This window comes from Pedobacter jeongneungensis, assembly GCF_039538295.1.
Taxonomy (GTDB): domain Bacteria; phylum Bacteroidota; class Bacteroidia; order Sphingobacteriales; family Sphingobacteriaceae; genus Pedobacter; species Pedobacter jeongneungensis.
Genome location: NZ_BAABBY010000004.1, coordinates 77,703 through 103,455, shown reverse-complemented (window position 1 = coordinate 103,455; position 25,753 = coordinate 77,703). Strand labels below are relative to the sequence as shown.

The window sequence follows — 25,753 nt, the reverse complement described above, 5'->3', positions numbered from 1 at the left end:
AATAAGTGTAAAACTCGAATGATCAGGCATATTATATGGTCTAATTATTTGGGCTTAGTGACTAAAAAACATAAAATGAAAAGAGTAGTAGTTACAGGTTTAGGTGCTATAACCCCGCTTGGCAATACTGTTGAGCAATTTTGGCAACAGATTTTAGCTGGTAAAAGTGGCATTGGCCCCATTACAAAATTTGATTCAAGCAAATTTAAAACACAATTTGCAGGTGAAGTAAAGGATTTTAATCCTGAAGAATACCTGGAGAAAAAAGAAATTAAAAAGTACGATCTTTTTACGCAGTACGCCATCGGCTCGAGCGATCAGGCGATAAAAGATGCAGGATTGAATTTCAGTACAATGAACGACGATCAACTAGCAGAAGTTGGGGTAATCTGGGCAACCGGAAATGGCGGTATCGGTACTTTTGAAGCGCAACTGGAAGAATTTCATGCCGGAGATGGAACACCAAGGTTCAATCCTTATTTCATTCCGAAAATGATCGTGGATATCGCTGCCGGGGCGATTTCCATCCGTCATAAACTTCGCGGACCAAATTATTGCACGGTTTCGGCTTGTGCATCATCAAACACAGCAATTATCAATGCGTTTGATACCATCCGTTTAGGAAAGGCAAGTGTAATGATTGCCGGAGGCTCGGAAGCGGCTTTAACAAAATCATCAGTTGGTGGATTTAATGCAGCCCAGGCATTGTCGAAAAATAACGAAGACCCTCAGGGCGCTTCTAAACCTTTCGATAAGGACAGGGACGGTTTTGTGATGAGTGAAGGTGCCGGAGCTTTGGTTTTGGAAGAGCTGGAGCATGCTTTACAACGTGGTGCTCATATTTATGCTGAAATTGTTGGCGGTGGAATGGCAGCTGATGCCTACCACTTAACCGGAACACCTCCGGATGGAATTGGAGCAGCTTTGGGCATGAGAAGTGCACTAAAAGACGCCGATATTACAGCTGATAAAATCGATTATATCAATGCACATGCTACTTCAACCGGATTGGGCGATTTAAGCGAATTAAATGGTATTAATACTGTTTTTAATGGCTTACCTGTGGTAATTGGAGCTACTAAATCGATGACTGGCCATTTATTAGGCGCAGCAGGAGCCGTTGAAAGTTTGATTAGTATTCTTTCAATCAGGGATAATGTGATTCCTCCAACCATTAATACAAAAAATCTCGACGAAAATATCCCGAAAGGATTAAATATTGTGCTGGGCGAACCAATTAAAAAAGAAATCAATTATGTTTTAAACAACACTTTTGGTTTCGGCGGACATACTGCGAGTACGATTTTTAAAAAGTATGAGGCTTAATTTAGGTTTATAGATTAAAGTGATTTACTGGTCTTAGCGTCCCGCTAAGACCTTTTTTGTTAAGTTTTGTTTTTGCCACGGAGGCGCGAAAACACGGAATAAAGGTGTCGTCATCTCGACTGGAGCAAAGTCCCGAAGGTTCGGGAGAGAGAGCTATATTTACTGGTATTAGCGTCTCGCTAAGACCTTTTTTGTTTACGTTAGTATAAATCGGGTCGTCATCTCGACTGGAGCAAAGCGGAACGGAGAGATCTATTTCAGGACAGATTTCTCGACTGTGTTGCACTTCGCTCGAAATGACGAATATAATATGGTTTAGCACTTTACTGGTCTTAGCGTCTCGCTAAGACCTTTTTTGCCATTTGTTTTTGCCACGGAGACACTGAAAACACGGAATAAAGGCGTCGTCATCTCGACTGGAGCACAGTCCCGAAGGTTCGGGAGAGAGATCTATTCCGAGACAGATTTAGCTTCGCTGAGCCTTCGGGTTCTCGACTACGTTGCACTCCGCTCGAAATGACGGCTTTTAGGGGCGCTCCGCTCGGAATGACGGAGTTGGTTTAGGGGTAGCAAACCAATAAACCAATGACTAATGAACCACTGAACCTACTTATCCATCAACAAATTGACCAGCTCTTTTAACTCCTCTACTTCTAATTCCAGTTTTTCAATACGGTTTTCCAATGCTGTGGTATCAAAAGTTGGTGCTGCAAGGGTTTCGGTTTCTGTTTCGGTGGTGGTTTCTGCCTGCTCGCCTAAAAGGTGAACAAAGCGGGCTTCCTTTTGTCCGGCTTTTTTAGCCAGCTGTTTTACAAATGCGGGTTCATCATCGGATAGTTTCTGAAGCTGCTCCAGTACTTCTTCTATGCTTTCAAATTCGTATAAACGGCCCGAGTTGCTGTTAATTTCTCCAGGAGTTAAAGGCCCGCGCAAAAGTAAAAGACAGATAATAGCCAGTTCTGAAGGCAATAACGGATAAACTATCGCCAGATTATGCTTGTATTTAGTTGCACGACTTGATCCGCCGGTTGCGGTTGAAATCAGTCCTTTTATTTTAAGCTGGTTTAAGGTTAATGTAATGGTTTCTTCATCGTAATTTACTACAGGATTCCTGGAACTTTTTTGGTTACAGGCAGCCGTTAAACTGTTCAAAGTCATCGGATAATAATCGGGCGTGGTCCGGCTTTTTTCTATTAAAGCGCCTAAAACGCGTTGTTCTTCTGCGGTTAAATCGGGGAGTGGTTTTACATTGTCCATTTTATAAAAATATAAATTGGATGAACATTATGGAAATTATTTTGTTAATGATTTATTTCTAGTGAGTTATCTTAAATATTGTTAGATAGAATAATTCTAAATTTCTGATTTACTACCATTTGAGTTATAGAATTACGAACTTAGAAAAACATCCTAAAGCTAATCTCATTCAATTATGAAACCTTCTGATCAAAAACCAAATCAGGGCGATAGCAGACGCGATTTCCTTAAAAAAAGTTCCGTAATTACGGCTATTGCCTTAACGCCGGGCATCGCGGTTAAAGCAGCTGAAAACAATGCCGATGAACGTTTCGCCGAGCTTTTTGAGAAAATTCCACTAAATCTGACTGTAAATAATAAAGCATATAAAGCATCAGTTGAGCCAAGGGTAACCCTTTTGGATTACCTGCGCGAAGAACTCCATTTAACGGGAACCAAAAAAGGCTGCGACCATGGTCAGTGCGGTGCCTGCACCGTACACGTTGATGGGCAAAGGGTAAATTCATGTTTAAGCTTAGCGGTGATGAACGAAGGAAAGAAAATTACCACGATAGAAGGTCTGGCCGATGGAGATACCTTACATCCGATGCAGGCCGCTTTCATCAAACATGATGGTTTTCAATGCGGTTATTGCACATCCGGACAGATTATGTCGGCGGTGGCCTGCATCCGCGAAGGACACACAAGTTCTAGGGCCGAAATCAGCGAATACATGAGTGGCAACATCTGCAGGTGCGGTGCCTACCCGAATATTGTTGATGCCATTGTGGATGTGAAGGAAGGAGGGGCAAACGTATGATCAATTTTCAATATTTAAGAACAACCTCGGCCAAATCGGCCATTGCGCTATTGCTAAAAGATAAAAGTGCTAAATTTTTAGCTGGCGGTACTAACCTGATCGACCTGATGAAAAGAGGTGTTACCGCACCCGAAAAGCTGATTGATATTAATCACATTCCCTTAAAACAGATCGAACAGATTGGAAATAAAATCCACATTGGGGCTTTGGCTACCAATACTGCGGTTGCAGATCATGCTTTGATCAAAGAAAAACTGCCATTGCTTTCGTGGGCTTTGCAGGCCGGTGCTTCGGCGCAATTGCGGAATGTAGCCACGGTAGGAGGAAATATGATGCAGCGTACGCGTTGTGGTTATTTTTACGATACCGAAATGCCCTGCAATAAACGTCAGCCGGGTACAGGTTGTGGCGCAATGGAAGGTTTTAACCGTATGCATGCCATTTTTGGTACTTCCGAAAAATGCATTGCCGTACATCCGAGCGATATGTGTGTTGCCTTAACCGCTTTAGATGCCGAAGTGGTGCTGGCCAATAGCAAAGGCGAGCGGAAAATAGCTTTTAAAGATTTCCACCGCCTGGCGGGAGATACCCCACAGCTAGACAATAACCTCAAAGCAGATGAAATGATTATCCGACTGGAAATACCGGTGAATAATCTCGCTAAAAACTACCATTACTTAAAAGTACGCGACCGTGCTTCTTATGCTTTTGCACTCGTTTCGGTTGCAGTTGCTTTTGAATTGAACAATAACAAAATTACCGACATCCGTTTGGCTATGGGTGGTGTGGCGCATAAACCATGGCGTTTAACGGCATCCGAAAATTTCCTTAAAGGAAAAGAAGCCACCTCGTCGAATTTCGAAAAGGCAGCAGAACTGGCCATGACGGGTGCTAAAGGTTTTGGTGAAAACAATTTCAAGCTTAAACTGGCACCCAATACAATTATCGAGGCGTTAAATCTTGCAAAATCGAAAGCTTAATTATGGAAAAGCGCATGTTAAAAGAAGATACCGACCGCGTAGATGGCATTTTAAAAGTTACGGGAAAAGCTAAATATTTTGCAGAATACGAACTCCCCGGCTTAACTTATGGGGTATTGGTAACCAGTACAATCACTAAAGGAAAAATTACCGGACTCGATACAAAAGCTGCAGAAAATGCACCTGGCGTAATTGCTGTGGTTTCGCATTTAAATAAACCATCGGCAACTGCTTACGAGCAGGAAGGTGGTCCGCAGATGAAGATATTTTATACTGATAAGATATTTTACAACGGACAACCGATTGCTATCGTAGTGGCCAATACCTTCGAAAGGGCTACTTATGCGGCCTCTCTGGTGAAAGCAACTTATGCAAAAGAAGAATTTAATACGGATTTTGCAAAGGCCTTAAAAGATCCGAAGGCAAAAAAACTACAAGGGCAGGCCGACTATAAACGGGGTGTGGAAAATGCTTATAAAACTGCCGAAGTAAAACTCGAAGAACGGTATTTTCTTCCCATAGAAACGCATAATCCAATGGAATTGCATGGGATTATTGCCGATTGGCGTCCGAATAACCAGGTAACGGTTTATGCCAAAACCCAGGGTGTAAAAGCTACTCAGGGTACTATTGCCAATGTTTTTAAAATTCCGATGGAAAATATACAGGTAAACTCGGAGTTTGTTGGTGGTGGTTTCGGTATGGCTTTGCGTACCTGGCCATTGGAAATTGCAACGGTAATGGCTTCCAAACATATCGGTAAACCAGTAAAGGTGGTAATTACGCGGATGCAAATGTTTACCATGGTGGGTAACCGGCCGGCAGCGATCCAAACCATTGGTTTGGGTGCAGATAAAGACGGTAAATTAACGGGTATCACCCATCGTGCCTATGGCGAAACTTCTACTTACGAGAACTTTACCGAAGGCGTGGTAAACATGGCGAAATTTATGTATCAATGCGATAATGTAAATACTTCTTACGCCATTGTTCCGGTTGATTTGGGCGTGCCGATCTGGATGCGTGGTCCTGGTGAAGCAACCGGAGCTTTTGCTTTGGAAAGTGCCATCGATGAAATGGCACATGCTTTAGATATGGATCCGCTGGATTTTAGGATCAAAAACGATCCAGAAACCGACCAACAAAAAAATAAACCTTTCTCAAGTAAGAATATTAAGGAAGCCTATAAAATCGGTGCCGAAAAAATTGGCTGGAGCAACCGTAAAAATAAACCGGGTAGTTTGGTTGAAGGGCCATGGCAAACGGGTTATGGAGTAAGTGTTGGTGTATTTAATGCCAACAGGGGTAAGGCCAGCGTTAAAGGCATATTAAAGGCAGATGGATCGCTGCTTTTACAAAGTGCAACAAGCGATATTGGTCCGGGAACTGGTACCGGTATGACGTTAATTGCCAATAAACTGATGAAAATTCCGGTGAATAAAATTACTTTCGAACTGGGCGATTCTTCTTTACCTCCTGCAACTAGTCAGGGTGGTTCAGCTACCTTATCTACCGTCGGATCTGCTGTAAATGATGTTTGTGTGGCTTTGAAATCGGCAATTGCAGAACTGGCAGCAAATTCGAATATGGATGCCACTGCTAATTTTGTGGAGGTATTAAAAAAGAACAATTTACCTTCTATAGAGGTGACTAAAGAAAGCCAGAGCGGTAAGGAAAAGGATAATTATTCGATGTATTCCTTTTCGATCCACTTTGTGCAGGTAAAAGTTCATGCTTTAACCGGAGTGGTAAAAATGAGCAAAATCGTTTCCGTTGGCGATTCGGGTACGATTGTGAGTCCGAAAACAGCGCGGAGCCAGATGCTGGGCGGTGCGGTAGGCGGTATTGGTATGGCTTTAACAGAAGAATCTATTATCGATCACCGCTATGGAAGATACATCAATAACAATTTTGCCGATTATCATGTTCCGGTAAATGCTGATGTGCCGGAAATTGACGTCAATTTTATCAATAAACCAGATCCATATATCAACCCGATGGGTGCAAAAGGAATGGGCGAAATTGCGTTGATCGGTTTTTCTGCAGCGGTTGCCAATGCAGTGTTTAATGCCACTGGTAAAAGGATCAGAACCTTGCCGATTACGCCAGATAAGGTGTTGGCTTAGGTTTGTGCAGTATCCATAGTATATAAACCCGATCGAAAGCGGTATTCCGATTTTTCATCGGAACTTAGCATAGAGCGGGACTAAAGATTTCTATGGAAAACCGAACCCTACATTTTCTGGAAATATTAGCCATTTTTGAACAATTAAGAAAATCACTATAAATTTTAAACCTGCGATATTTGCATGTAATAGCGTAATTGCAACTAGATGGCACCTGCCGAAATGAACCCGCGCTGACAAAGGATAATACTTAATCTTCTAGCTTTGAACAAAATTTAAAATAGATATGATAGCTGCAAAAGGATATGCTGTGCACAGCCAAACCGATAAATTGGCTCCATGGAATTTCGATAGAAGGAATGTTGGGCCGAAAGATGTATTAATAGAAATTTTATTTAGTGGTATTTGCCATTCTGATATCCATCAGGTAAGGAGCGAATGGGGACCAGCAAGGTATCCGATGGTTCCGGGACATGAAATTGTTGGCCGCATTACCGAAGTAGGATCGGAGGTTACGAAATTTAAAGTGGGCGAATTGGCAGGTATTGGCTGTATGGTAGATAGTTGTAAAGAATGTCCTACCTGCAAAGGCGGTCAGCAGCAGTTTTGCGAAAAAGGCGAAACTGTTTGGACATACAATAGTGTTGAACGCGATAAAACCACACCAACCTATGGCGGTTATTCGAACAAAATCGTTTGTACCGAAGAATTTGTAGTGCATGTTTCAGATAAATTACCTTTAGCAGGTGTTGCACCGTTATTGTGTGCAGGTATTACTACTTATTCGCCGATTAAGCGTTGGGGGATTACAAAAGGCCATAAAGTTGCAGTTTTAGGTTTGGGTGGTTTAGGCCACATGGCCGTTAAATTTGCGGTTGCCTTTGGTGCCGAAGTAACGGTTTTAAGTACTTCTCCATCAAAAGAGGCTGATGCCAGAAATTTAGGTGCACATAATTTTGTAATCACCAAAGATCCGGAGCAATTGAAACAATATGCCAAACATTTCGATTTCATTATCGATTCGGTATCTGCACCACACGATTATGAGATGTATTTCAAATTGTTAAATGTAAACGGGGTACACATTTGTGTAGGAATTCCCGCAGAACCTATAAAATTTCCGGGTTCAGGTTTAATGCACGGAAACAGGGTTTTAACGGCCTCGAGTATCGGTGGTATTGAAGAAACACAGGAAATGCTTGATTTTTGTGCCGCACATGATATAGTTTCGGATGTGGAAGTGATTAATATCAACTATGTGAATGAAGCTTACGAGCGTGTATTGGCCAGTGATGTTAAATACCGTTTCGTAATTGATATGGATACTTTATAGTAGAATTACAGAAGTCAGGTTTTGAAAACTTGCCCGAAGTATCGTCATTTCGACCGCAGTGGAGAAATCTTTTAAATTTAAATAACTTTACCCAAAGATCTTTTTCCCGAACGTTCGGGACTGCACTACAGTCGAGATGACGACCATTCTATTAGAATTTGTTAATGATAGCGTAGTCGAAAACCATTTTTACGCAATAATAAAAGTTTTTGACTACGCTCTGTTTGATAAAAAGGCTACTACTATTCAGGTTTCAGAAAATCAATATTTCTTTTAAGTCCTGCAAATTTGGTGCGTTTTACGGCCGATCCTTTAAAAATCTTTTTAAATATATCATCCGTAATTTCTGTTAAATCTTTCGCACTTAAATCCAGCAGTCCGCTTTCAGGTTTAAAAGCATCTTCATTATGTGCTTTTGAAAATCGGTTCCATGGGCAAACATCCTGGCAGATATCACAACCGAACATCCAGTTGCTCATTTTATCTTTAAACTCATTGGGAATTTCATTTTTGAGCTCAATGGTAAGGTAAGAGATACATTTGGTTCCATCTACCACTTGCGGCGCAATGATCGCATCAGTAGGGCAGGCATCTAAACAACGCGTACAGCTTCCGCAATAATCGGCCTGGTAAGGATGGTCGTAATCCAGTTCGAGGTCAACAATCAGTTCTGCAAGGAAGAAAAAAGAACCATTGGTTTTGCTGATCAGGTTGGAGTTTTTCCCGATCCAGCCAATGCCCGATTTTTTTGCCCAGGCACGGTCTAAAACAGGAGCAGAATCTACAAAAGCCCTTCCCGAAACCTCGCCGATGTTCTCCTCAATAAAATGGGTGAGGGCTTTCAGTTTATCTTTAATTACCGTGTGGTAATCCTGTCCGTAAGCATATTTTGAAATTTTTGGTGCATCCGGATCTGACTGTTTTTCTTCGGTGTAATAATTTAAAGATAAGGAAATTACCGATTTGGCGCCTTCAACCAGAAGTGTAGGATCAAGGCGTTTATCGAAATAATTTTCCATGTATTTCATTTCTCCGTGATGATTTTGATTGAGCCATTTTTCGAGCCTTGGCGCCTCTTCTTCCAGAAATTCAGCCTTGGAAATGCCGCAAGCCATAAAACCCAAACGAAGGGCTTCATCTTTAATCAACTGGCTATATTTTGCAGAATTGTTATACACCGGACTACAAAGATAAGGCTTAGGATTTAAAACATTTTCATTAATCACTTGTTCTAAATACAGAAACTAAATTAATTGATTATCGCACTTCCTGATCTGGATTTCAGCTGAAAGGAAGGGCTTTTTAAAGATAAGATATGGAAAACATCAATCCACAACATACGGAATCAGGAGAAGCTCCGAAGCCGATTGAAAAAGATTACGAAAGTCATAAAGAAGACCCGGGACCAGCTAAACCAGCGGTAACCGAAAAGGATGAAAACGGCGCCGGACAAGCCTTGAAATGGGTATTGCCAATCGCCGTAATTATTGGCCTGATTATATGGTTTATAATGAGAAAGTAATTAGCTTTAGATTAAAATGAAAATGCCGGCTCATTAATTTGACCGGCATTTTTTATGGCTGTTATTTTAAGAGTTTAACCTGGTAAAGGTCTTTCCTCCGGTCTTTTAATACTTTTACAGTTCCGTAATGATGCAATTCGTCGAGTAAATGTAAATCAACATCTACTACCAGAACCATTTCTGTATTTGGCGTAGCTTCTGCTTTAATGGCATTTGTTGGGAAAGCAAAATCAGATGGTGTGAAAACTGCCGATTGCGCAAACTGGATATCCATATTATTCACCTTTGGTAAATTACCCACACAGCCGGCAATGGCTACATAACATTCATTTTCTATTGCCCTGGCCTGTGCACAATGACGAACACGGGTATAGCCATTTTGGGTATCTGTTAAAAACGGGACAAAAAGAATCTGCATGCCCTGATCGGCATAAATGCGGCTTAATTCAGGAAATTCTACATCGTAACAGATTAAAATACCCACCTTGCCGCAGTCGGTATCGAAAACCTGAACCTTATCTCCGCCAATCATTCCGTAGTATTTCTGCTCGTTAGGGGTAATGTGGATTTTCCTGTATTCATCTATTTTACCCGTGCGATGGCAAAGATAAGTGGCGTTGTAAAGTTTACCGTCCTCAATCAGCGGCATGCTGCCGGTAATGATATTGGTATTATAACTTAATGAGTATTCGTGCATTTTCTGTACAATTTCTTCCGTTTTTTCGGCAAGCTTGCGCATGGCCTCAATTTCTGGCAGGTGATTGTAAGGCTGGAGCAAGGGCGTATTAAATAACTCCGGAAACATCACAAAATCCGATTTGTAACCACTCAGTGCATCTACAAAAAACTCTACCTGTTCATAAAAGGCATCCATATTAGGAAATAAACGCATTTCCCATTGTACCAAACCCAAACGAATGGTCATTGCAGAACGGGCAGAAGCATCAATACCCTGATAATAAATATTGTTCCACTCAATTAACGTGGCATATTCTTTTGATTCTCTATCGCCGGGTAAATAGTTCTTCAATACTTTTCTAACGTGGAAATCATTGGAAATCTGAAAGGTAAGCGTTGGATCGTAAATTTCTTTAGATTTTACCTTATCAATGTATTGTCGTGGACTAAGTCGATCTGCATATTCATGGTATCCGGGAATCCTGCCACCCGCAATAATACTTTTAAGGTTTAAGCTTTCGCAAAGCTCTTTCCGGGCTTCATATAGCCGTCTTCCTAAACGCAAACCACGAAATTCGGGGTGAACGAAAATCTCGATCCCGTACAGCGTATCCCCGTTCGGATCATGTGTGGAAAAAGAATAATCACCTGTAATCAGTTTGTAGGTGTGGCGGTCTCCATATTCATCATATTCTACAATAATAGCCAATGAGCAGGCGACTACTTTATCGTCAACGGCGATACAAAGCTGTCCTTCAGGAAATATATTTAAAAGTTTAGCGATGCTTGATTTTGGCCAGATGGAACCGCCCATACTGTCGTATGCCTGAAGCATAGATTCTTTTAAGTCTGCGTAATCCTCGAGCGTTAGCTTACGTAATTCAATATTCATAATGTTTGATTTCTATAGTATTGAACACAGAAAGGGCATAAATGTTCAAATGGATTTTATTTTTAGTATAATGCATCGAACTGAAGGGCGGGGCTAAGTAGATATTTCTTAGTGTTTTCGTCATTTCGACCGCAGTGGAGAGATCTTTGAATTCAGCTAAATAGATTTCTCCAATCCGTTGCACTCCAGTCGAAATGAAGACCTAACCAGGGATTGCAAAGTTATTAAAACAACTTCCCTGTTTGCCTGGATAATTTTTCTTAAAATTCAGTAAATAGATTTCTCCATGCCGTTGCACTCCAGTCGAAATGACGACCTAATCAGGGATTGCAAAGTTATTAAAACAACTTCTGTTTGCCCCGGATAATTTCTTAAAATTCATGTAAATAGATTTCTCCATTCCATTGCACTCCAGTCGAAATGACGACCTAATCAGGGATTGCAAAGTTATTAAAACAACTTCCCTTTTAGCCCCGGATAATTCTTCTTTAAATTCAGGTAAATAGATTTCTCCATTCCGTTGCACTCCAGTCGAAATAACGACCTAACCAGGGATTGCAAAGTTATTAAAACAACTTCCCTGTTTGCCCCGGATAGTTCTTCTTTAAATGTTTATATGCGGCTTCTGTAACCTCACGGCCGCGTGAAGTACGCATAATATACCCTTCCTGAATCAAAAATGGTTCGTAAACCTCTTCGATAGTGCCTTCATCTTCTCCAACGGCCGTTGCAATGGTTTTTAAACCCACCGGGCCACCTTTAAACTTATCGATAATGGTAACCAGAATCCTGTTATCCATTTCATCTAAACCGTGTTCATCTACATTCAGCGCATCTAAAGCGTAACGGGCAATTTCGGTATCGATGTTTCCATTTCCTTTAATCTGCGCAAAATCCCTCGTTCTGCGTAAAAGTGCATTGGCAATACGTGGTGTACCGCGGCTACGGCGGGCAATTTCATAAGCACCCTCATCACTGATGGGGGTTTTTAATATTTCGGATGAACGTAAAACTATGGTAGTCAGTAGTTTAGCGTCGTAATACGCCAGGCGGGCATTAATTCCGAAACGTGCCCTCAAAGGAGCGGTTAACAAGCCGGAACGCGTTGTTGCACCAACAAGGGTAAAAGGATTAAGCGATATCTGTACTGAACGGGCATTCGGACCGGTTTCGAGCATAATATCGATCTTAAAATCTTCCATGGCCGAATAAAGATATTCTTCTACCAGGGGCGAAAGGCGGTGAATCTCATCAATAAAAAGAATATCTCCTTCATCAAGACCGGTTAACAGCCCCGCCAAATCGCCGGGTTTATCTAAAACAGGACCAGAAGTTACCTTAATTCCGGTAGCCATTTCGTTGGCGATGATATGGGATAGGGTGGTTTTGCCCAATCCCGGAGGGCCATGTAAAAGCACATGATCTAAAGCCTCACCACGGAGTTTCGCCGCCTGAACGAAAATTTTCAGGTTCTCCATCACTTTTTCCTGTCCCGTAAAATCCTCAAAAGCCTGCGGCCTCAACACCCTTTCAATATCACGATCGGTAGGGGTTAAGTTGTTTGCTTCAGGATCCAGATGCTCATTCATACAGCAAATATAAAATTAAATGCTAAAAAAATTAGGATTTTTTAAATTTATCCGAAACAACCAGCTCTTTTGATCCTGCGGTATATTGATAAAAGCCTTCGCCGCTTTTGGCACCTTTTTTACCTGCAGCAACCATATTTACCAGTAAAGGGCATGGCGCATACTTCGGGTTTCCAAAACCATCATGTAATACTTTAAGGATGGCCAGACAAACATCCAGTCCGATAAAATCGGCCAATTGTAAAGGCCCCATCGGGTGAGCCATGCCTAATTTCATTACAGTATCAATCTCATACACACCGGCTACGCCTTCATAAAGGGTATAAATGGCTTCATTAATCATGGGCATTAAAATGCGGTTGGCCACAAAACCAGGGTAATCGTTTACTTCTACAGGTACTTTTTCCAGGCTTTGAGAAAGCGACATGATCGTGCTGGTGGTTTCATCACTGGTGGCATAACCGCGGATGACTTCAACCAGTTTCATTACCGGAACAGGATTCATAAAATGCATGCCTATTACTTTATCGCCCCGGCTGGTTACCGCAGCAATCTGTGTAATGGAAATGGACGAAGTATTGGAGGCGAGAATGGCATGAGCCGGAGCATGTTCATCTAAATCTTTAAAGATTTTTAACTTCAGTTCTACATTTTCGGTTGCAGCTTCTACCACTAAATCGGCATGTTGAACACCATCTTTTATAGAAGTGCAGGTGCTAATGTTTTGAAGCGTATTTGTTTTCTGTTCTTCGGTTAAAGTCCCTTTGGCAACTTGCCTGTCGAGGTTTTTTCCAATCGTTTCTATGGCTTTATCTAAAGCAGATTGGTTAATGTCGATCAGGTTTACCTGATAATTAAATTGTGCAAAGGTATGGGCAATGCCATTTCCCATGGTACCAGATCCTATAACTGCGATTTGTTTCATCTTTTAACGGATTTAAAAAAGCGAATTTACTTATTTGTATCTGAGTTCTGTTAATCTTTGCCCATTATAAAATTAAGTCGGTTTAAAGGTTTTGATGCGAGAATTATTCTCTTTTTCGGGTTGATTTTAGTTTTAAAGCTGGTTTTAGGTTTTGTTTGTGTTTTTTTTGATGTTTTTGGTTTTGTATTTATTTTTATTTGCGATTTTGGGTATAAATATTGGGTTTTTGTGTCTTTTTTTATCTGTTAATAAAAAATATTCAATTTTTTTATTAAAAGGTGTCATTTAACATTGTTAAAATGGTTTATCGATACAAAATCTCATTTCGTCGTTTCTTAAAATTTTAGTTGTTGGCATTCTTTTTTATTAGAGGCTGAATTATTAATCACCGCATTTGTTCGTAACGAACCGGATCTTCTCTCAGTTTCCGTGTATGGTGAAAAATTTAACTAACCATTTTACATGTTTCAATTAAAGCCGGGCGTTGGCTGCTGTTGCGATTCTTGTTGTGATTAATTTTTCAGACACATTATTAACTTATTAAACTAAAAACGTAAATGAAAAGAAAACTACTAAAGTGTTTGTTGTTCTTTATTGTTTTGCTCGTAACCAGGGTTTCGGCGCAGGAAAGAACCGTTACCGGGGTGGTATCGGCCAAAGAAGACGGCTTACCGCTGCCCGGGGTGAGTGTAAAAGTGAAAGGAACAAGTAATGGCGTAACCACTGGCGCCAACGGAGTTTATTCCATCAAAGTATCATCGGGTGTTCAAACCCTTGTATTTACTTTTATCGGTTACAAAACAAGAGAACAGAATGTAAATGCCAAAAACATTGATGTTACACTCGAATCTGATGTTAACAGTCTGGATGAAGTGGTAATTGCAGCCGGCGGTATTAAAAGAACAGCCAGGGAGCAGGGATATGCTTCTACCAGAATAGATAACGAATCGTTAACGGCTGGTAAATCGCCAACCATTGCCGGAGGTTTGGTAGGTAAAGTACCGGGTTTGCAGATTAATGCCGTTGGTAGTGGCGTAAACCCAAGTTACCGTTTGGTATTAAGGGGTAACCGCTCCATTACCGGTAATAACCAGGCGCTTATTGTGTTGGATGGTGCTGTGGTACCAAATGCTATTCTGGGAAATCTGAATCCCGATGACATTGATGATATCACCGTACTAAATGGCGCAAGCGGAGCCGCGTTGTATGGTTCGGATGCATCCAACGGTGCTTTAATCATCACCACTAAAAAAGGTAAAATCGGAACGCCGGTAATCAAAGTAGCTAACACCACGGTATTGGAACAGGTGAGCTATTACCCGTTGTTGCAGAACCGCTTCGGATCAGGTTCTACCTCTGGCGCTCAGGTGTACGATCCGATTGAAAACCAGCAGTATGGCCCTGCATTTGATGGAACTTTAAGGGCAATTGGCCGTGTAACCGAAAGTGGTGCGCAACAATATACGCCTTATTCGGCTACTGATGATAAATACGATTTCTGGAAAACAGGTGTATCTAACCAAACCGATTTTTCGATTTCATCAGCTGATGAGAAATCATCTACTTATTTATCTGCCCAGTATTTAGATGGATCAGGAACCACACCAAAGGATAAATACACAAGAGCGGCTTTAAGGTTTAACGGTTCGCGCAATTTTACCAAAAGGTTTTCGGCAAATTATAATGCCAGTTATACCCAGAATAAATACGACATTACCAGTGCAACTTCTACAGTTTATGATAACCTGTTAAATACACCTGCACAGATACCTTTACTGTCGTATTCAAACTGGCAGGATGCAGCGGGTTGGGGCAATCCTGATAGTTATTACAACGACTATTATAAAAATCCTTACTGGTCTATAGATAATTACAGGCAAAATACCACCAACGATTATTTGACGGGATTACTGGAGTTGAAATATAAAGCGGCTGACTGGCTGGATTTTACCTACAGGGCAGCTATCTCTAACCGTTACTACAGGAACAAAAATAGTACTACAGGTTATAATTACACGCAATACACTTTAGATCATTCGGCCAAAACAAACCAGAGCAGTGGTGTAAGTGATGAAATGCTGAATACGAGTAACTTTAGTACCGACTTTTTTGCCAATATTAAAAAAGATGTGAAAGATTTCTCTTTCAATGCCTTGCTTGGAACCTCTTTAAAAAGTTATACATACAAAGATCTGAATGCTTCAGGCAGTGGTTTGCAGGTAAGTGAACTGTATAATTTAGGTAACATTACCGGAACGCCATCTGCAGGAGAGGCCAATTACAATACGCGTCAATACGGGGTATGGGCCGATGTAACTGTGGGTTATAAAAAATACCTTTACCTGCACGTAACAGGCAGGAACGATTGGGTTTCGGTACTGGCACCAGCGAACAGGTCGTTTTTCTATCCTGCAGCAGATGTGTCGTTTATCCCGACTGATGCTTTTAGCTTCCTGAAAAACAGTAAGGTTATTGATTATTTGAAAATCCGGGCAGGGGTTTCGAAAGTAGGTAACGTAAACGTGGGTAATACTACAAACGGTGGCGCTTACTCGTTGCAATCTACCTTCGATTCTCAAACAGGTTATGGTTACGGTACAGGTTATACTCCTAATAATACTTTAGTTTCTAATAATCTGAAGCCAGAAATTACTACAGGTTATGAGGGTGGTGTAGATTTCAGGTTATTTAAAGGTTTAATTGATGGAACGGTAACCTATTACAATACCAGCTCTACCGGACAAGCCATTACCGCCGGTGTTCCGGTTACTACGGGCTATAGTTATTATCTGTTGAATACAGGAGAGTTAACCAATGAAGGACTGGAAACTGCCCTGCATTTTACACCAATAAGAAAAGGCGACTGGAAATTAACCCTTGGTGGCAACTACACTTACAACAATAATAAACTGGTTTCATTATCAAACGATTTAACCCGCATTGGTGTAAGTAACAGTTCGACCATTTTCGGACAGGTTGGTAATGTATATCCGGTAATCATTGGGTCTGATTATATCCGCGATTCGGAAGGCAGGGTAGTGGTTGATAAAAACACAGGTTATCCGGTAGGAACAACAACCGGTAATATTTTAGGTAATACCATTCCAAAGAACAGGTTGGGGCTTGATTTTCAGCTTTCTTACAAAAGCTTAACCCTATCTGGCTTGTTTGAATACAGGTCGAACTATGTTCAGTACAGCACCGCAGGTTCTACTTACGATTTCTCTGGTTCATCGGCCAGAAGTGCTTATTACAACAGAGAGAAATTTGTTTTTCCTAATTCATCGTACTACGATTCGGCCAGCGGAACTTATGTAGCCAATAACAGTGTTACGGTATCAGATGGTGGTGCAGGTTTCTGGACCAGCAGCAGTTTATATTCTGGTGTAACCAGCAATTATGTGTACTCGGGTAATTATTGGAAACTGAGGGAGCTTGCCCTTGCCTATAAACTTCCTTCTTCGGTATTGCGGAATGTGAAATTTATTAAGTCGGCCACCATCAGTGCGCAAGGTAGAAACTTGTTTATCTGGTTACCAAAATCGAACGAATATGCCGATCCTGATTACAGTAATAACGGATCAGACAGTAACGCGGTGGGGATTACTTCATTATCGCAAACGCCTCCAACAAGGTATTATGGTGGAACTATATCATTAACTTTCTAATGACAAGAATTATGAAAAGATTTTTAAAATTAACTGTCCTTTTAACCATCATTTTTGCTGCTCCTGGCTGTAAAAAGAGTTACCTGGATATCAACGAAAATACCAATTCGGCAACCTCTTCTTCACCAGAACTGGTTTTGCCGGCTACCCTAAATAATACGGCCTCAAATTTTATCACCTACTTTAATTATGGTGCGTGGATGGCTGGTTATCAGGCTAATGCAGGTGGTTATTCTTTTTCCGGGTCTACCTTTTTTACCTATAACTGGAACTCAGGAACAAATAACGGCCTGTTTAATAGCGCATTTTCTGATTTAAGAAGTTATCAGTATATCATTACTTCAACTTCTGGCGTAAGCAAATATGTACTCTTTAATGCAGTTGCAAGGGTAATGAAATCTTATTACTATCAGATTCTGGTAGATGAATATGGCAATGTGCCTTACACAGAGGGTTTGGCTGGTGTTGATAACCTTACGCCACATTATGATGATGCGGCAACGATTTACAAATCCCTGGTGACAGAAATCGACGCTGCTATTGCACAGCTTAAAGCAAATGGATCAAGCACAGTGGTAAAAGCTTTAGGTTCTGCAGATGTGATGTTTGGTGGCGATGTTACCAAATGGATCCAGTTTGCAAACAACATTAAACTGCGTATTTTAACAAGGGCGCAAGATGGTCCGCTGGCTTCTTTTGCAGCTACCGCTTTTGGTACATTTTCTGCTGAAGGTTTTTTAACCAGTGATGTACTGATCGATCCGGGCTTTGTAAGCACAAGTGCGCGCCAAAATCCGCTTTGGAATACCTATCATTCTACCTACACCGGTAGCAATGGCGCGTATGCAGCACAGCAGATTCCAACAAAATGGATCTTCTCTTTTTATAATGGCACAAAACTAAGCGATGCTACCCGTGGTGCACTGATTTACAAAAATTATGCTGCCAATACCACACCAACCAATCAATTGGGTAACGAAAGCAATGTACCTTCGTGGATTTCGGGCTACCCGGCCTGGTATATCGGTGTTGGAACAGCTTTAAGTGCTCCTGCAACTCAGGGAATACTAAAAAGCAGGGTAATGGGTCAGTTAATTATGCCAGCTGCTGAAACCTACTTTTTACTTGCCGAAGCAGCATTAAAAGGCCATACTTTATCAGGAGATGCTGCAACCAATTTCGACAATGGCATCAGGGCATCATATAATTACCTGCAAAAATCAGGTACAACCACAACATCAGCTACAAGTACTGTTTTAGATGCTTATTTAGCGGCTTATAAAGCAGCAAATGCAGGTAGTTATCTGGTTAATTATAATCTGGCGACTACCAATGCACAGCGTTTAGAAGCCATTATAACACAAAAATACATTGCCCTGAATTTTGTAAACGGTTACGAGGCCTGGCAGGAATATAAAAGAACTGGTTATCCGGCCGTTTCAGGCACGTCGGCCACTACTACTTTTGTGTCCTTGCAATCGTCGGCTACCACAGCAGACCGCTTACCTGTACGAAACCTGTATCCAACTACAGAATATAATTTAAATCCAAATGTTCCCACTGGTTTGAGTGCATATACTTCAAAAATTTTCTGGGATGTTAACACCAACTAATTTTTAGATAATGAAAATAGATATGAAAAATTATAAAAAAATCGGCTTTGCCTTATTGGCAATGGCAGCGGGCTTTTCATCATGCACCAAGCAGGATGGTATTTATGCCGAAAATGGTTCTGCCGGTATTGTAGAACTGGCCGATCTGCCTTCGAGAACAAGTTCTACCGCGTATGCATCGGTAACTAAATCCTTTGAAGCCGTAACAGAAGTTGATTGTCCGATTTTGATCAACTATACAGGCGTAGATGGTGCTCCCGAAGATATAACGGTAACGCTGGGCTTTGATGCTACAATAGTGAGTGCAATGTCTACGTCTGCTGCTGTGCTCACAAACCTGGATGCCAGCCTGTACACTGTGCCATCTTACACGGTTACCATTCTAAAAGGACAGAAACAGGGTATATTCCATGTTAAACTTAAAACCAGTGCTTTCGATTTCAGCAAGAGCTATGCGTTGGGCGTAGTAGTGAAATCGACTTCATCCGGTACGGTGAGTGGTAATTATGGTAGTGGTTTATTTAAAATTAATGCAAAAAATGCCTACGATGGAATCTATTCTGTTGGCACCGGAAGTAGTGTAATCAGGTACACTGCACCCGGAGTTCCTGCAAATGATGCGTTAAGCGGCAGTTTGGCCGGCAATCCTAATCTTACTTTGAGTACGGTAAGTGCAACCACCGTTGAAATTACCAATTTAAGATGGGCAGGCGGAACTTCAAGTGTTTCTGGTATCGATAACCTCAGGGCTACTGTTGATCCTGCTACCAATCTGGTTACCATGACTTCTTTAGGTAATGCAACATTAGCTAATTTAGCGGGTAAGGATAATAGGTACGATCCGGCTACCAAAACATTTACCTTAAATTTCAGGTGGAACCCAACTTCGACGACCAGAGATGTAAGTTTGGTAATCAAATACGCAAGCGCCAGGTAAAAGCGTTTGGAAATTAATTTAATAGAAATAATTTATTTCTGCTTGTCACGTTGGGCCTGTCAAAACGCTTTAAATAAATTGATTTTATGTAAGGCCTTAAACAAGCTAACATTAACAGACTCAATAAAAAACTCCTCATTGCGAGGAGGTAAAACTAAGCAATCTTCCCGGCAAGTAATTCTTGCAAGAAAGATTGCTTAGTCGGCTGAAAAAGCCTTCTCGCAATGACGATTCTTCGCATCTTATTACAACGAAATAGTATCCCGTTACAACTAAATTTTTACTTTTTGTTTATGCTTTAAAATGCTGATTAACAAAATTATAAAGTTAAATTTTGTTAAATAAAATGTAAAAGTTAGGATGTGTTTTATTTATCGATACAAAGCAATTATTCATCGATACCTGCTTCATTTTAATGTCTTTTTTGAGGATTTTTGATTCATCAGGAAAAACAAAAAAGCAATAAGATTGCTTAATACAATAAAGAAAATTACCGTTAGCATTTGTAAAAATGCAGACGTTTTAATAAAGGTACTTCCTAGTAAATTTAGGTTAGTTAATGATTAGTTAAAATAGAGATCTTGCTGGATAGCCGATCTCTATTTATTTTTTTAAGCAATTTATGGCGCTAACCTGGTTTTGGTCCAGATGCCTTTTATCAGTTCGAAGTTTATCCTGTCGTGCAGCCTGCTTCTTCTTCCTTGCCAAAATTCTATCCTTGTCGGTTTTACAATATAACCACCCCAATGCGCTGGTTTAGCAACACCCTTATCGGCACTTTTAGCTTTAAGTTCTTCAACTTTTTCTTCTAAAAATGTCCTGTCGGGAATTACTTGGCTTTGTGGCGAAACCACTGCTCCAATCTGACTGGCAATTGGTCTGGTATTAAAATATGCTTCAGAAGTTTCTTTATCTAATTTTTCTACCGTTCCTTCAATTCTCACCTGTCTTTCCAGTTCCGGCCAGAAAAACACCAAAGCGGCATAAGGATTGCGTTTAAGTTCTTTCCCTTTGGCACTCAGGTAATTGGTGAAAAACCTAAATCCGTCTGCATCAACGCCTTTTAACAGTACAATACGCGCATCAGGCCTTCCTGCTTTATCAGCTGTAGCCAGGGTCATAACATTGGGTTCGTATATCTGGGCATCTACTGCGTGCTGAAACCACTTTTGAAACTGGACAACCGGATCTTCATCAACGTCAGATTCATCCAGCGAAGCGCTTTTGTAATCTTGGCGCAGGTTTTGTAGAAATTCATTTGTAACTTGCATACAACAAAAATAGGCATCTTTTACGGTGTAACAAATGATTATCATCATGCTGAACAATATAAAACCAAAAACCGGCCGCTTGCTCATTTCAGAACCTTTTATGGCTGATCCCAATTTTAAAAGATCTGTGGTATTATTAACCGAACATGGCGATGATGGCACGGTGGGCTACATCCTGAACCAGGTAGGAAATTTAATCCTGAACGATGTAATACAGGATTTATGGGATGCGAAAAACTACATTTATTTTGGTGGACCGGTTGCTGCGGATACCTTACACTTTATACATAGGTGTTATGATAAATTGCAAAGTGGAGAAGATATTGGAAATGGTTTGTACTGGGGTGGAAATTTTGAAACACTTAAAATCCTTTTAAATACCAATGCCATCAGCGAGAATGAAGTGAAATTTTTTATGGGTTATTCTGGTTGGGACAAAGGCCAGTTAGACCGCGAAATAGAGCAAAATGCGTGGATGGTGAGCGATAAATTTGATCCTGAGCTTATTTTCAGCAATGATGATGAAAAACTATGGCGGGATGTTATCGTAAACTTAGGACCCAAATACGCCCATATCAGTAATTTTCCGGTGGATCCGAGTTTGAATTAGTTTGGAGTTGGATGGGCGTGTTGAGTTAATATCTTTGGTAATAAAAAAGAATTAACAATGTCGTAAATCCAGCTACAATTAATAATATAATTGCTTCTGCATTAACATAACTCCATGCCGTTCTTTATTAATTTTTCTTGATAGAGAAATTATAATTAAAATGGGTGTACATATAGATATTGCCCACATGGTATATAAAAGTGAATACCAAATGAATATTTAGGTAAAATTATTGATGATTAATTCATTAATTTCACCATAAATGATCAAAAATAAAGAAGAAAATACTAAAGAAACAATCGATATAATCAATGCTAACTTAAAATTATTTTCTTTAATATATACATTATTTATATCACAGACTAAAAACTAAGCATTAATGTCTAAAATTGAAAAATATATCGCGTTTTCAAAGTGATTTTCTTTCAATAAAGGTCCAATTTTTTGAAATGATTCTTTATGCTGTTCAGTGTAAATTAAATACACAGGAAACACTTTTTCGCCCGTTTCAATAATAAGTGGTACCTGCACCTGCATCTCGTTAACTAAGTCATAATACTGCATCAGTTGCTGTTTGATTTTGATGCCATTGGTATCGCAAGCTTGCTCTATATAGGCCATAATAAGGGGCAGGTCTACCGCCAGATTTCCGGTTGCAGTACTTTCAAAACGGTCAATTCCCAATTGCGCTATATTGGTATAGGCAAATTTGGTATTGAGCAGGTTATAATTTTCATATTTAAAAATGGCACCGGAACTGATATCATAAGCTACTTTTTTGCCTAAAACGATTCCTTTTATGATTACAAAGGGTGCAATGATAATAAAGGTTAAAAAACCGATAACTGCAGCAATAATGCTGCTGTAAATTGCCCTTCTGCTGATACAGGCCTTGTAAAAAAGATCCCAATAATCATCTAATGATCCGGTTTCGAAACAATATTCGACGATATTAGACAAATTGGTTAAATTAATAATTAAATTGTAGAGGATTATAAATCCAGCAAAGAGAAAAACTAAGAGCGCCATGTTAAGTGTTGATTATTAATTTTAAAGATTATCTGCAGACTCTTCTACTTTCCTCCTCAGTTCATCTTTATAAGCCTGCATTTTAACGGTTAAAGATTCATCAGCCGTAGCTAAGATCTGAGTAGCCAGTAAACCTGCATTTTTAGCCGCATTTAAAGCTACTGTTGCAACCGGAATACCATTTGGCATTTGTAAAATCGATAAAATACTGTCCCAGCCATCAATAGAATTTGATGATTTAACCGGTACACCGATTACAGGTAGGGTAGTGATAGAAGCCACCATGCCTGGTAAATGGGCAGCGCCGCCGGCACCTGCAATAATTACTTTTAAGCCACGGCCTTGTGCTTCTTTAGCATAATTGAACATGCGTTCTGGCGTTCTGTGCGCAGAAACGACTGTAATTTCGTAATTGATTCCAAATTCTTTTAATACATCAGCTGCATCTTGCATCACAGGCAGGTCTGATTTGCTGCCCATGATAATTCCTACTAATGCCCCTAAATCCCCTGAAGGGGACTTTGAATTTCCAGCGTTCATATATATCGTTTAATCTTTATTTATATTTTGTAGTGCTCTTTTAAGCATTTTGCATTTCCACCCTGCTATTAGTTCCCCCTTCAGGGGGCCAGGGGGCTATGCGATTACTTTCAATGTTTTTTGTACGAAACGTGCTTTTTCTATCGCTTTTTCCCTGTCTATATCTACAATGGTAACGTGGCCCATTTTGCGGAAAGGTTTGGTATATTTTTTACCATACAGGTGAACATAAACACCATCTATAGCTAATATTTTCTCTAAATTTTCATATTTAGCTACACCTTCATGACCTTTTTCGCCAAGCAGGTTAATCATAATGGCGTTGGTAATGCTACTGGTATCGCCAAGCGGCAAATTATAAATGGAGCGTAAATGTTGCTCAAATTGCGAAACATAATTGCCTTCAATGGTTTGGTGGCCACTATTGTGCGGACGAGGGGCCACCTCATTAACCAATAACTCGCCATCTTTACACACAAACATCTCAACCGCTAAAATTCCGGTAATGTTCATTGCAGAAGCAATATTTTTAGCAATATTTTCTGCCTTTTGCTGTAAACTTTCGGCAAAAGTGGAAGGGGAAATCAAAAATTCTACCAGGTTGGCTTCAGGATTAAATTCCATTTCTACCATCGGAAAGGTTTTCATGTCGCCATTGGCGTTACGGGCCACGATTACCGCAACTTCTTTATCAAAATCGACCAGTTTTTCAATAATACAAGGTGCATCAAAAGCTTTGTCTAAATCGGAAGCACTATTAATTTTCATCACCCCTTTACCGTCGTAACCATCTTTTCTCAATTTCAAAATGTATGGGAAATGGAAAGGACTGTTCTCCATATCTTCCCTGGTATTTACAATCTGGAAAGGAGAGGTAGGGATATCGTTTTCTTTAAAAAACTGTTTTTGTACGCCTTTATCCTGGATTAAACGGATTACCCTCGATTGTGGGAATACCTTTTTACCTTCTTTTTCGAGCTGCTCAAGCGCATCAATATTTACCTTTTCAATTTCAATGGTAATAATATCTGCTTTCTTTCCGAAGTTATAAACGGTATCAAAATCGGTAATAGAGCCATTTTCGAAATAATTTGAGATATGTTTACAGGGAGCATCAGGATCAGGATCTAAAACCAATGTGGTTACGTTGTAGTTAATTGCCTGTTGGATGAGCATTCTGCCCAATTGTCCGCCACCTAAAATACCTAATTTTAATTCGCTAATCTGTTTTGCCATGCGCTTGAAAATAATGCTATTTTTGCACAAAAGTAACCATAATAAATTTTATTGATGAATGCTGATGCAATAATTATTGGTGCAGGTGCTTGTGGATTGATGTGTGCGGTGCAGGCAGGCTATCTGGGTAAAAAAGTAATTGTGCTCGAAAAAAATGAAAAACCTGGCGCTAAAATTCTGATTTCCGGCGGCGGTCGCTGTAATTATACTAACCAATTTGCAACTGCTGAGCAGTTTATATCAGCGAATCCGCATTTTATTAAATCCGCCTTTACACAGTGGACAGTCGACGATACCATCAGTTTTTTTGAAACTTATGGTATTGAAGGCAAAGAAAAAACTTTGGGACAATTATTTCCTGATGATAAAAATGCAAAAGATGTAGTGCAGGTTTTTACTTCCATCTGCGAAGATTTTGGACAGGAAATCAGGTGTAATGCTGATGTTAAGGACATTGAAATACTGCCCGACGCTTCTTTTAAAGTAAGTTATGAGAAAAATGGCAAAACAGTTGTTTTAACGGCCGAAAAACTGGTAATTGCTACCGGAGGTTTACCGATTTCAAAAATGGGCGCAACTGATTTTGCCTTGCGTTTTGCCAGGAAACACGATCTGAAAATTGTTGAAACTGCCCCGGCTTTAGTGCCTTTAACCATTACCGGGAAAGACGAAGAATGGTTTGCACAACTTTCTGGCAATGCTGTTTTTTGCGAAGTAAGCAATGATGAAATTTCTTTCGAAGAAAATATCCTTTTTACCCATTGGGGATTGAGCGGTCCGGCTATTTTGCAGATTTCTTCTTTCTGGAGGAGGGGTAAAACCATCAACCTGAATCTGCTACCACACCAAAATGTGTTTGACTTATTGAATGAGGAAAGGAAAACAAACGGTAAAACTTTATTGTCTACCTTGTTAAACCGGATTTATACGAAAAAGTTCACCGATGCTTTGGGCAAGTTTTTACCTTTAAATAAGCCTGTGGCTGCATTAACAAAGGTTGAAATTGATTTAATTGAACAAACCATTCATCATTTTAAAGTGAAGCCGGCAGGCGATAAAGGCTACGATAAGGCCGAGGTAATGCGCGGCGGGATAGATACGAATGAAATTTCTTCTAAAACCCTGGAGTGTAAAAAAATCCCAAATCTGTTTTTTGGCGGCGAATGTTTGGATGTTACCGGTTGGCTGGGCGGCTATAATTTTCAGTGGGCCTGGGCCAGTGGTTTTGTGATCGCGCAGAATATTTAGTCAATAAACCTGCGAGGTTTTAACTTGATAAACACTTAGATTCCCTCAGTTGGCTAAGGTGATTGATGTTTTTTTGAAAATGAACAGTTCAGTTTTCATCGGGGAGTTCAGCCCTGCTATCACTGCAAGTCCTCGCTGCGCTCCGGGCTTTCCGTTCTATCAGGTTTATTAACA

20 protein-coding genes are annotated in these 25,753 nt (G+C 40.3%); 11 read left to right on the top strand and 9 right to left on the bottom strand.

Going from position 1 to position 25,753, the window contains the following annotated elements; translation table 11 throughout:
- Window positions 1-75 precede the first annotated feature (75 nt).
- On the top strand, window positions 76-1,326 hold the full coding sequence (fabF, locus tag ABD769_RS08715) for a beta-ketoacyl-ACP synthase II (RefSeq protein WP_344851028.1): 1,251 nt from the start codon (window positions 76-78) through the stop codon (window positions 1,324-1,326).
- A 606-nt stretch (window positions 1,327-1,932) separates the two neighbouring features.
- Here the strand turns inward: fabF and ABD769_RS08710 are convergent.
- Window positions 1,933-2,583, bottom strand: a complete 651-nt coding sequence (locus tag ABD769_RS08710) for a YceH family protein (RefSeq protein WP_344851027.1) — start codon at window positions 2,581-2,583, stop codon at window positions 1,933-1,935.
- 175 nt (window positions 2,584-2,758) lie between these two features.
- Between ABD769_RS08710 and ABD769_RS08705 the strand changes: the two genes are divergently transcribed.
- The 4 genes from ABD769_RS08705 (at window position 2,759) to ABD769_RS08690 (ending at window position 7,821) form a co-directional block, all read left to right on the top strand.
- Entirely contained in the window at window positions 2,759-3,382 is a 624-nt protein-coding gene (locus ABD769_RS08705) for a (2Fe-2S)-binding protein (RefSeq protein WP_113948819.1), read from the top strand.
- Entirely contained in the window at window positions 3,379-4,362 is a 984-nt protein-coding gene (locus ABD769_RS08700; protein ID WP_344851025.1) for an FAD binding domain-containing protein, read from the top strand. Before ABD769_RS08705 ends, ABD769_RS08700 begins: the two co-directional genes overlap by 4 nt.
- A gap of 2 nt (window positions 4,363-4,364) precedes the next feature.
- Complete coding sequence (locus ABD769_RS08695) at window positions 4,365-6,488, top strand: xanthine dehydrogenase family protein molybdopterin-binding subunit (RefSeq protein WP_344851024.1); 2,124 nt, start codon at window positions 4,365-4,367, stop codon at window positions 6,486-6,488.
- Window positions 6,489-6,774: 286 nt separating this feature from the next.
- Complete coding sequence (locus tag ABD769_RS08690) at window positions 6,775-7,821, top strand: NAD(P)-dependent alcohol dehydrogenase (RefSeq protein ID WP_344851023.1); 1,047 nt, start codon at window positions 6,775-6,777, stop codon at window positions 7,819-7,821.
- A gap of 242 nt (window positions 7,822-8,063) precedes the next feature.
- On the opposite strand, the gene queG is transcribed toward ABD769_RS08690, so the two are convergent.
- Window positions 8,064-8,999, bottom strand: a complete 936-nt coding sequence (gene queG / locus ABD769_RS08685; protein ID WP_344851347.1) for a tRNA epoxyqueuosine(34) reductase QueG — start codon at window positions 8,997-8,999, stop codon at window positions 8,064-8,066.
- Window positions 9,000-9,136: 137 nt separating this feature from the next.
- Between queG and ABD769_RS08680 the strand changes: the two genes are divergently transcribed.
- Complete coding sequence (locus ABD769_RS08680) at window positions 9,137-9,343, top strand: hypothetical protein (protein WP_344851022.1); 207 nt, start codon at window positions 9,137-9,139, stop codon at window positions 9,341-9,343.
- A 61-nt stretch (window positions 9,344-9,404) separates the two neighbouring features.
- On the opposite strand, the gene ABD769_RS08675 is transcribed toward ABD769_RS08680, so the two are convergent.
- The 3 genes from ABD769_RS08675 to ABD769_RS08665 form a co-directional block, all read right to left on the bottom strand.
- Entirely contained in the window at window positions 9,405-10,913 is a 1,509-nt protein-coding gene (locus tag ABD769_RS08675; RefSeq protein WP_344851021.1) for a GNAT family N-acetyltransferase, read from the bottom strand.
- A gap of 566 nt (window positions 10,914-11,479) precedes the next feature.
- Window positions 11,480-12,502, bottom strand: a complete 1,023-nt coding sequence (ruvB, locus tag ABD769_RS08670; protein ID WP_293308529.1) for a Holliday junction branch migration DNA helicase RuvB — start codon at window positions 12,500-12,502, stop codon at window positions 11,480-11,482.
- 31 nt (window positions 12,503-12,533) lie between these two features.
- On the bottom strand, window positions 12,534-13,427 hold the full coding sequence (locus ABD769_RS08665) for a 3-hydroxyacyl-CoA dehydrogenase family protein (RefSeq protein ID WP_344851020.1): 894 nt from the start codon (window positions 13,425-13,427) through the stop codon (window positions 12,534-12,536).
- A 557-nt stretch (window positions 13,428-13,984) separates the two neighbouring features.
- On the opposite strand from ABD769_RS08665, the gene ABD769_RS08660 reads away from it, so the two are divergent.
- The 3 genes from ABD769_RS08660 to ABD769_RS08650 are packed head-to-tail and all read left to right on the top strand — an operon-like array spanning window position 13,985 to window position 19,645.
- A complete protein-coding gene (locus ABD769_RS08660; RefSeq protein ID WP_344851019.1) occupies window positions 13,985-17,095 on the top strand; it encodes a SusC/RagA family TonB-linked outer membrane protein in 3,111 nt (1,036 codons plus the stop codon).
- Window positions 17,096-17,106: 11 nt separating this feature from the next.
- Window positions 17,107-18,708 carry a SusD/RagB family nutrient-binding outer membrane lipoprotein gene (locus tag ABD769_RS08655; RefSeq protein ID WP_344851018.1) on the top strand — a complete coding sequence of 534 codons (1,602 nt, stop codon included), beginning with the start codon at window positions 17,107-17,109 and terminating at the stop codon, window positions 18,706-18,708.
- Between the two features lie 22 nt (window positions 18,709-18,730).
- Window positions 18,731-19,645, top strand: coding sequence for a DUF1735 domain-containing protein (locus ABD769_RS08650; protein WP_344851017.1), 915 nt, complete (start codon window positions 18,731-18,733; stop codon window positions 19,643-19,645).
- 620 nt (window positions 19,646-20,265) lie between these two features.
- Here the strand turns inward: ABD769_RS08650 and pdxH are convergent.
- Window positions 20,266-20,916: a pyridoxamine 5'-phosphate oxidase gene (gene pdxH, locus ABD769_RS08645; RefSeq protein WP_344851016.1), complete on the bottom strand. Its 651-nt coding sequence runs from the start codon at window positions 20,914-20,916 to the stop codon at window positions 20,266-20,268.
- 46 nt (window positions 20,917-20,962) lie between these two features.
- On the opposite strand from pdxH, the gene ABD769_RS08640 reads away from it, so the two are divergent.
- Window positions 20,963-21,526, top strand: a complete 564-nt coding sequence (locus ABD769_RS08640) for a YqgE/AlgH family protein (protein ID WP_344851015.1) — start codon at window positions 20,963-20,965, stop codon at window positions 21,524-21,526.
- Between the two features lie 369 nt (window positions 21,527-21,895).
- On the opposite strand, the gene ABD769_RS08635 is transcribed toward ABD769_RS08640, so the two are convergent.
- The 3 genes from ABD769_RS08635 to ABD769_RS08625 all read right to left on the bottom strand — a co-directional run bounded on the left by ABD769_RS08635 (window position 21,896) and on the right by ABD769_RS08625 (window position 24,331).
- Entirely contained in the window at window positions 21,896-22,486 is a 591-nt protein-coding gene (locus ABD769_RS08635; RefSeq protein WP_344851014.1) for a hypothetical protein, read from the bottom strand.
- Between the two features lie 90 nt (window positions 22,487-22,576).
- On the bottom strand, window positions 22,577-23,095 hold the full coding sequence (gene purE, locus ABD769_RS08630; protein WP_344851013.1) for a 5-(carboxyamino)imidazole ribonucleotide mutase: 519 nt from the start codon (window positions 23,093-23,095) through the stop codon (window positions 22,577-22,579).
- Between the two features lie 96 nt (window positions 23,096-23,191).
- The gene (locus tag ABD769_RS08625; RefSeq protein WP_344851012.1) at window positions 23,192-24,331 is read right to left on the bottom strand and encodes a 5-(carboxyamino)imidazole ribonucleotide synthase; all 1,140 of its coding nucleotides are present in this window, start codon (window positions 24,329-24,331) and stop codon (window positions 23,192-23,194) included.
- Window positions 24,332-24,385: 54 nt separating this feature from the next.
- Here ABD769_RS08625 and ABD769_RS08620 point away from each other — a divergent pair, with 54 nt between their 5' ends.
- A complete protein-coding gene (locus ABD769_RS08620) occupies window positions 24,386-25,579 on the top strand; it encodes a BaiN/RdsA family NAD(P)/FAD-dependent oxidoreductase (protein ID WP_344851011.1) in 1,194 nt (397 codons plus the stop codon).
- The last annotated feature ends 174 nt before the right edge of the window (window positions 25,580-25,753 follow it).

Coding starts and splice junctions, on each gene's coding strand:
- fabF (WP_344851028.1), top strand. CDS start 76: ATGAAAAGAGTAGTAGTTACAGGTTTAGGTGCTATAACCCCGCTTGGC.
- ABD769_RS08695 (WP_344851024.1), top strand. CDS start 4,365: ATGGAAAAGCGCATGTTAAAAGAAGATACCGACCGCGTAGATGGCATT.
- ABD769_RS08675 (WP_344851021.1), bottom strand. CDS start 10,913: ATGAATATTGAATTACGTAAGCTAACGCTCGAGGATTACGCAGACTTA.
- ABD769_RS08665 (WP_344851020.1), bottom strand. CDS start 13,427: ATGAAACAAATCGCAGTTATAGGATCTGGTACCATGGGAAATGGCATT.
- ABD769_RS08705 (WP_113948819.1), top strand. CDS start 2,759: ATGAAACCTTCTGATCAAAAACCAAATCAGGGCGATAGCAGACGCGAT.
- purE (WP_344851013.1), bottom strand. CDS start 23,095: ATGAACGCTGGAAATTCAAAGTCCCCTTCAGGGGATTTAGGGGCATTA.
- ABD769_RS08680 (WP_344851022.1), top strand. CDS start 9,137: ATGGAAAACATCAATCCACAACATACGGAATCAGGAGAAGCTCCGAAG.
- ABD769_RS08620 (WP_344851011.1), top strand. CDS start 24,386: ATGAATGCTGATGCAATAATTATTGGTGCAGGTGCTTGTGGATTGATG.
- ruvB (WP_293308529.1), bottom strand. CDS start 12,502: ATGAATGAGCATCTGGATCCTGAAGCAAACAACTTAACCCCTACCGAT.
- ABD769_RS08690 (WP_344851023.1), top strand. CDS start 6,775: ATGATAGCTGCAAAAGGATATGCTGTGCACAGCCAAACCGATAAATTG.
- ABD769_RS08700 (WP_344851025.1), top strand. CDS start 3,379: ATGATCAATTTTCAATATTTAAGAACAACCTCGGCCAAATCGGCCATT.
- pdxH (WP_344851016.1), bottom strand. CDS start 20,916: ATGCAAGTTACAAATGAATTTCTACAAAACCTGCGCCAAGATTACAAA.
- ABD769_RS08625 (WP_344851012.1), bottom strand. CDS start 24,331: ATGGCAAAACAGATTAGCGAATTAAAATTAGGTATTTTAGGTGGCGGA.
- ABD769_RS08655 (WP_344851018.1), top strand. CDS start 17,107: ATGAAAAGATTTTTAAAATTAACTGTCCTTTTAACCATCATTTTTGCT.
- ABD769_RS08640 (WP_344851015.1), top strand. CDS start 20,963: ATGCTGAACAATATAAAACCAAAAACCGGCCGCTTGCTCATTTCAGAA.
- ABD769_RS08650 (WP_344851017.1), top strand. CDS start 18,731: ATGAAAAATTATAAAAAAATCGGCTTTGCCTTATTGGCAATGGCAGCG.
- ABD769_RS08710 (WP_344851027.1), bottom strand. CDS start 2,583: ATGGACAATGTAAAACCACTCCCCGATTTAACCGCAGAAGAACAACGC.
- ABD769_RS08660 (WP_344851019.1), top strand. CDS start 13,985: ATGAAAAGAAAACTACTAAAGTGTTTGTTGTTCTTTATTGTTTTGCTC.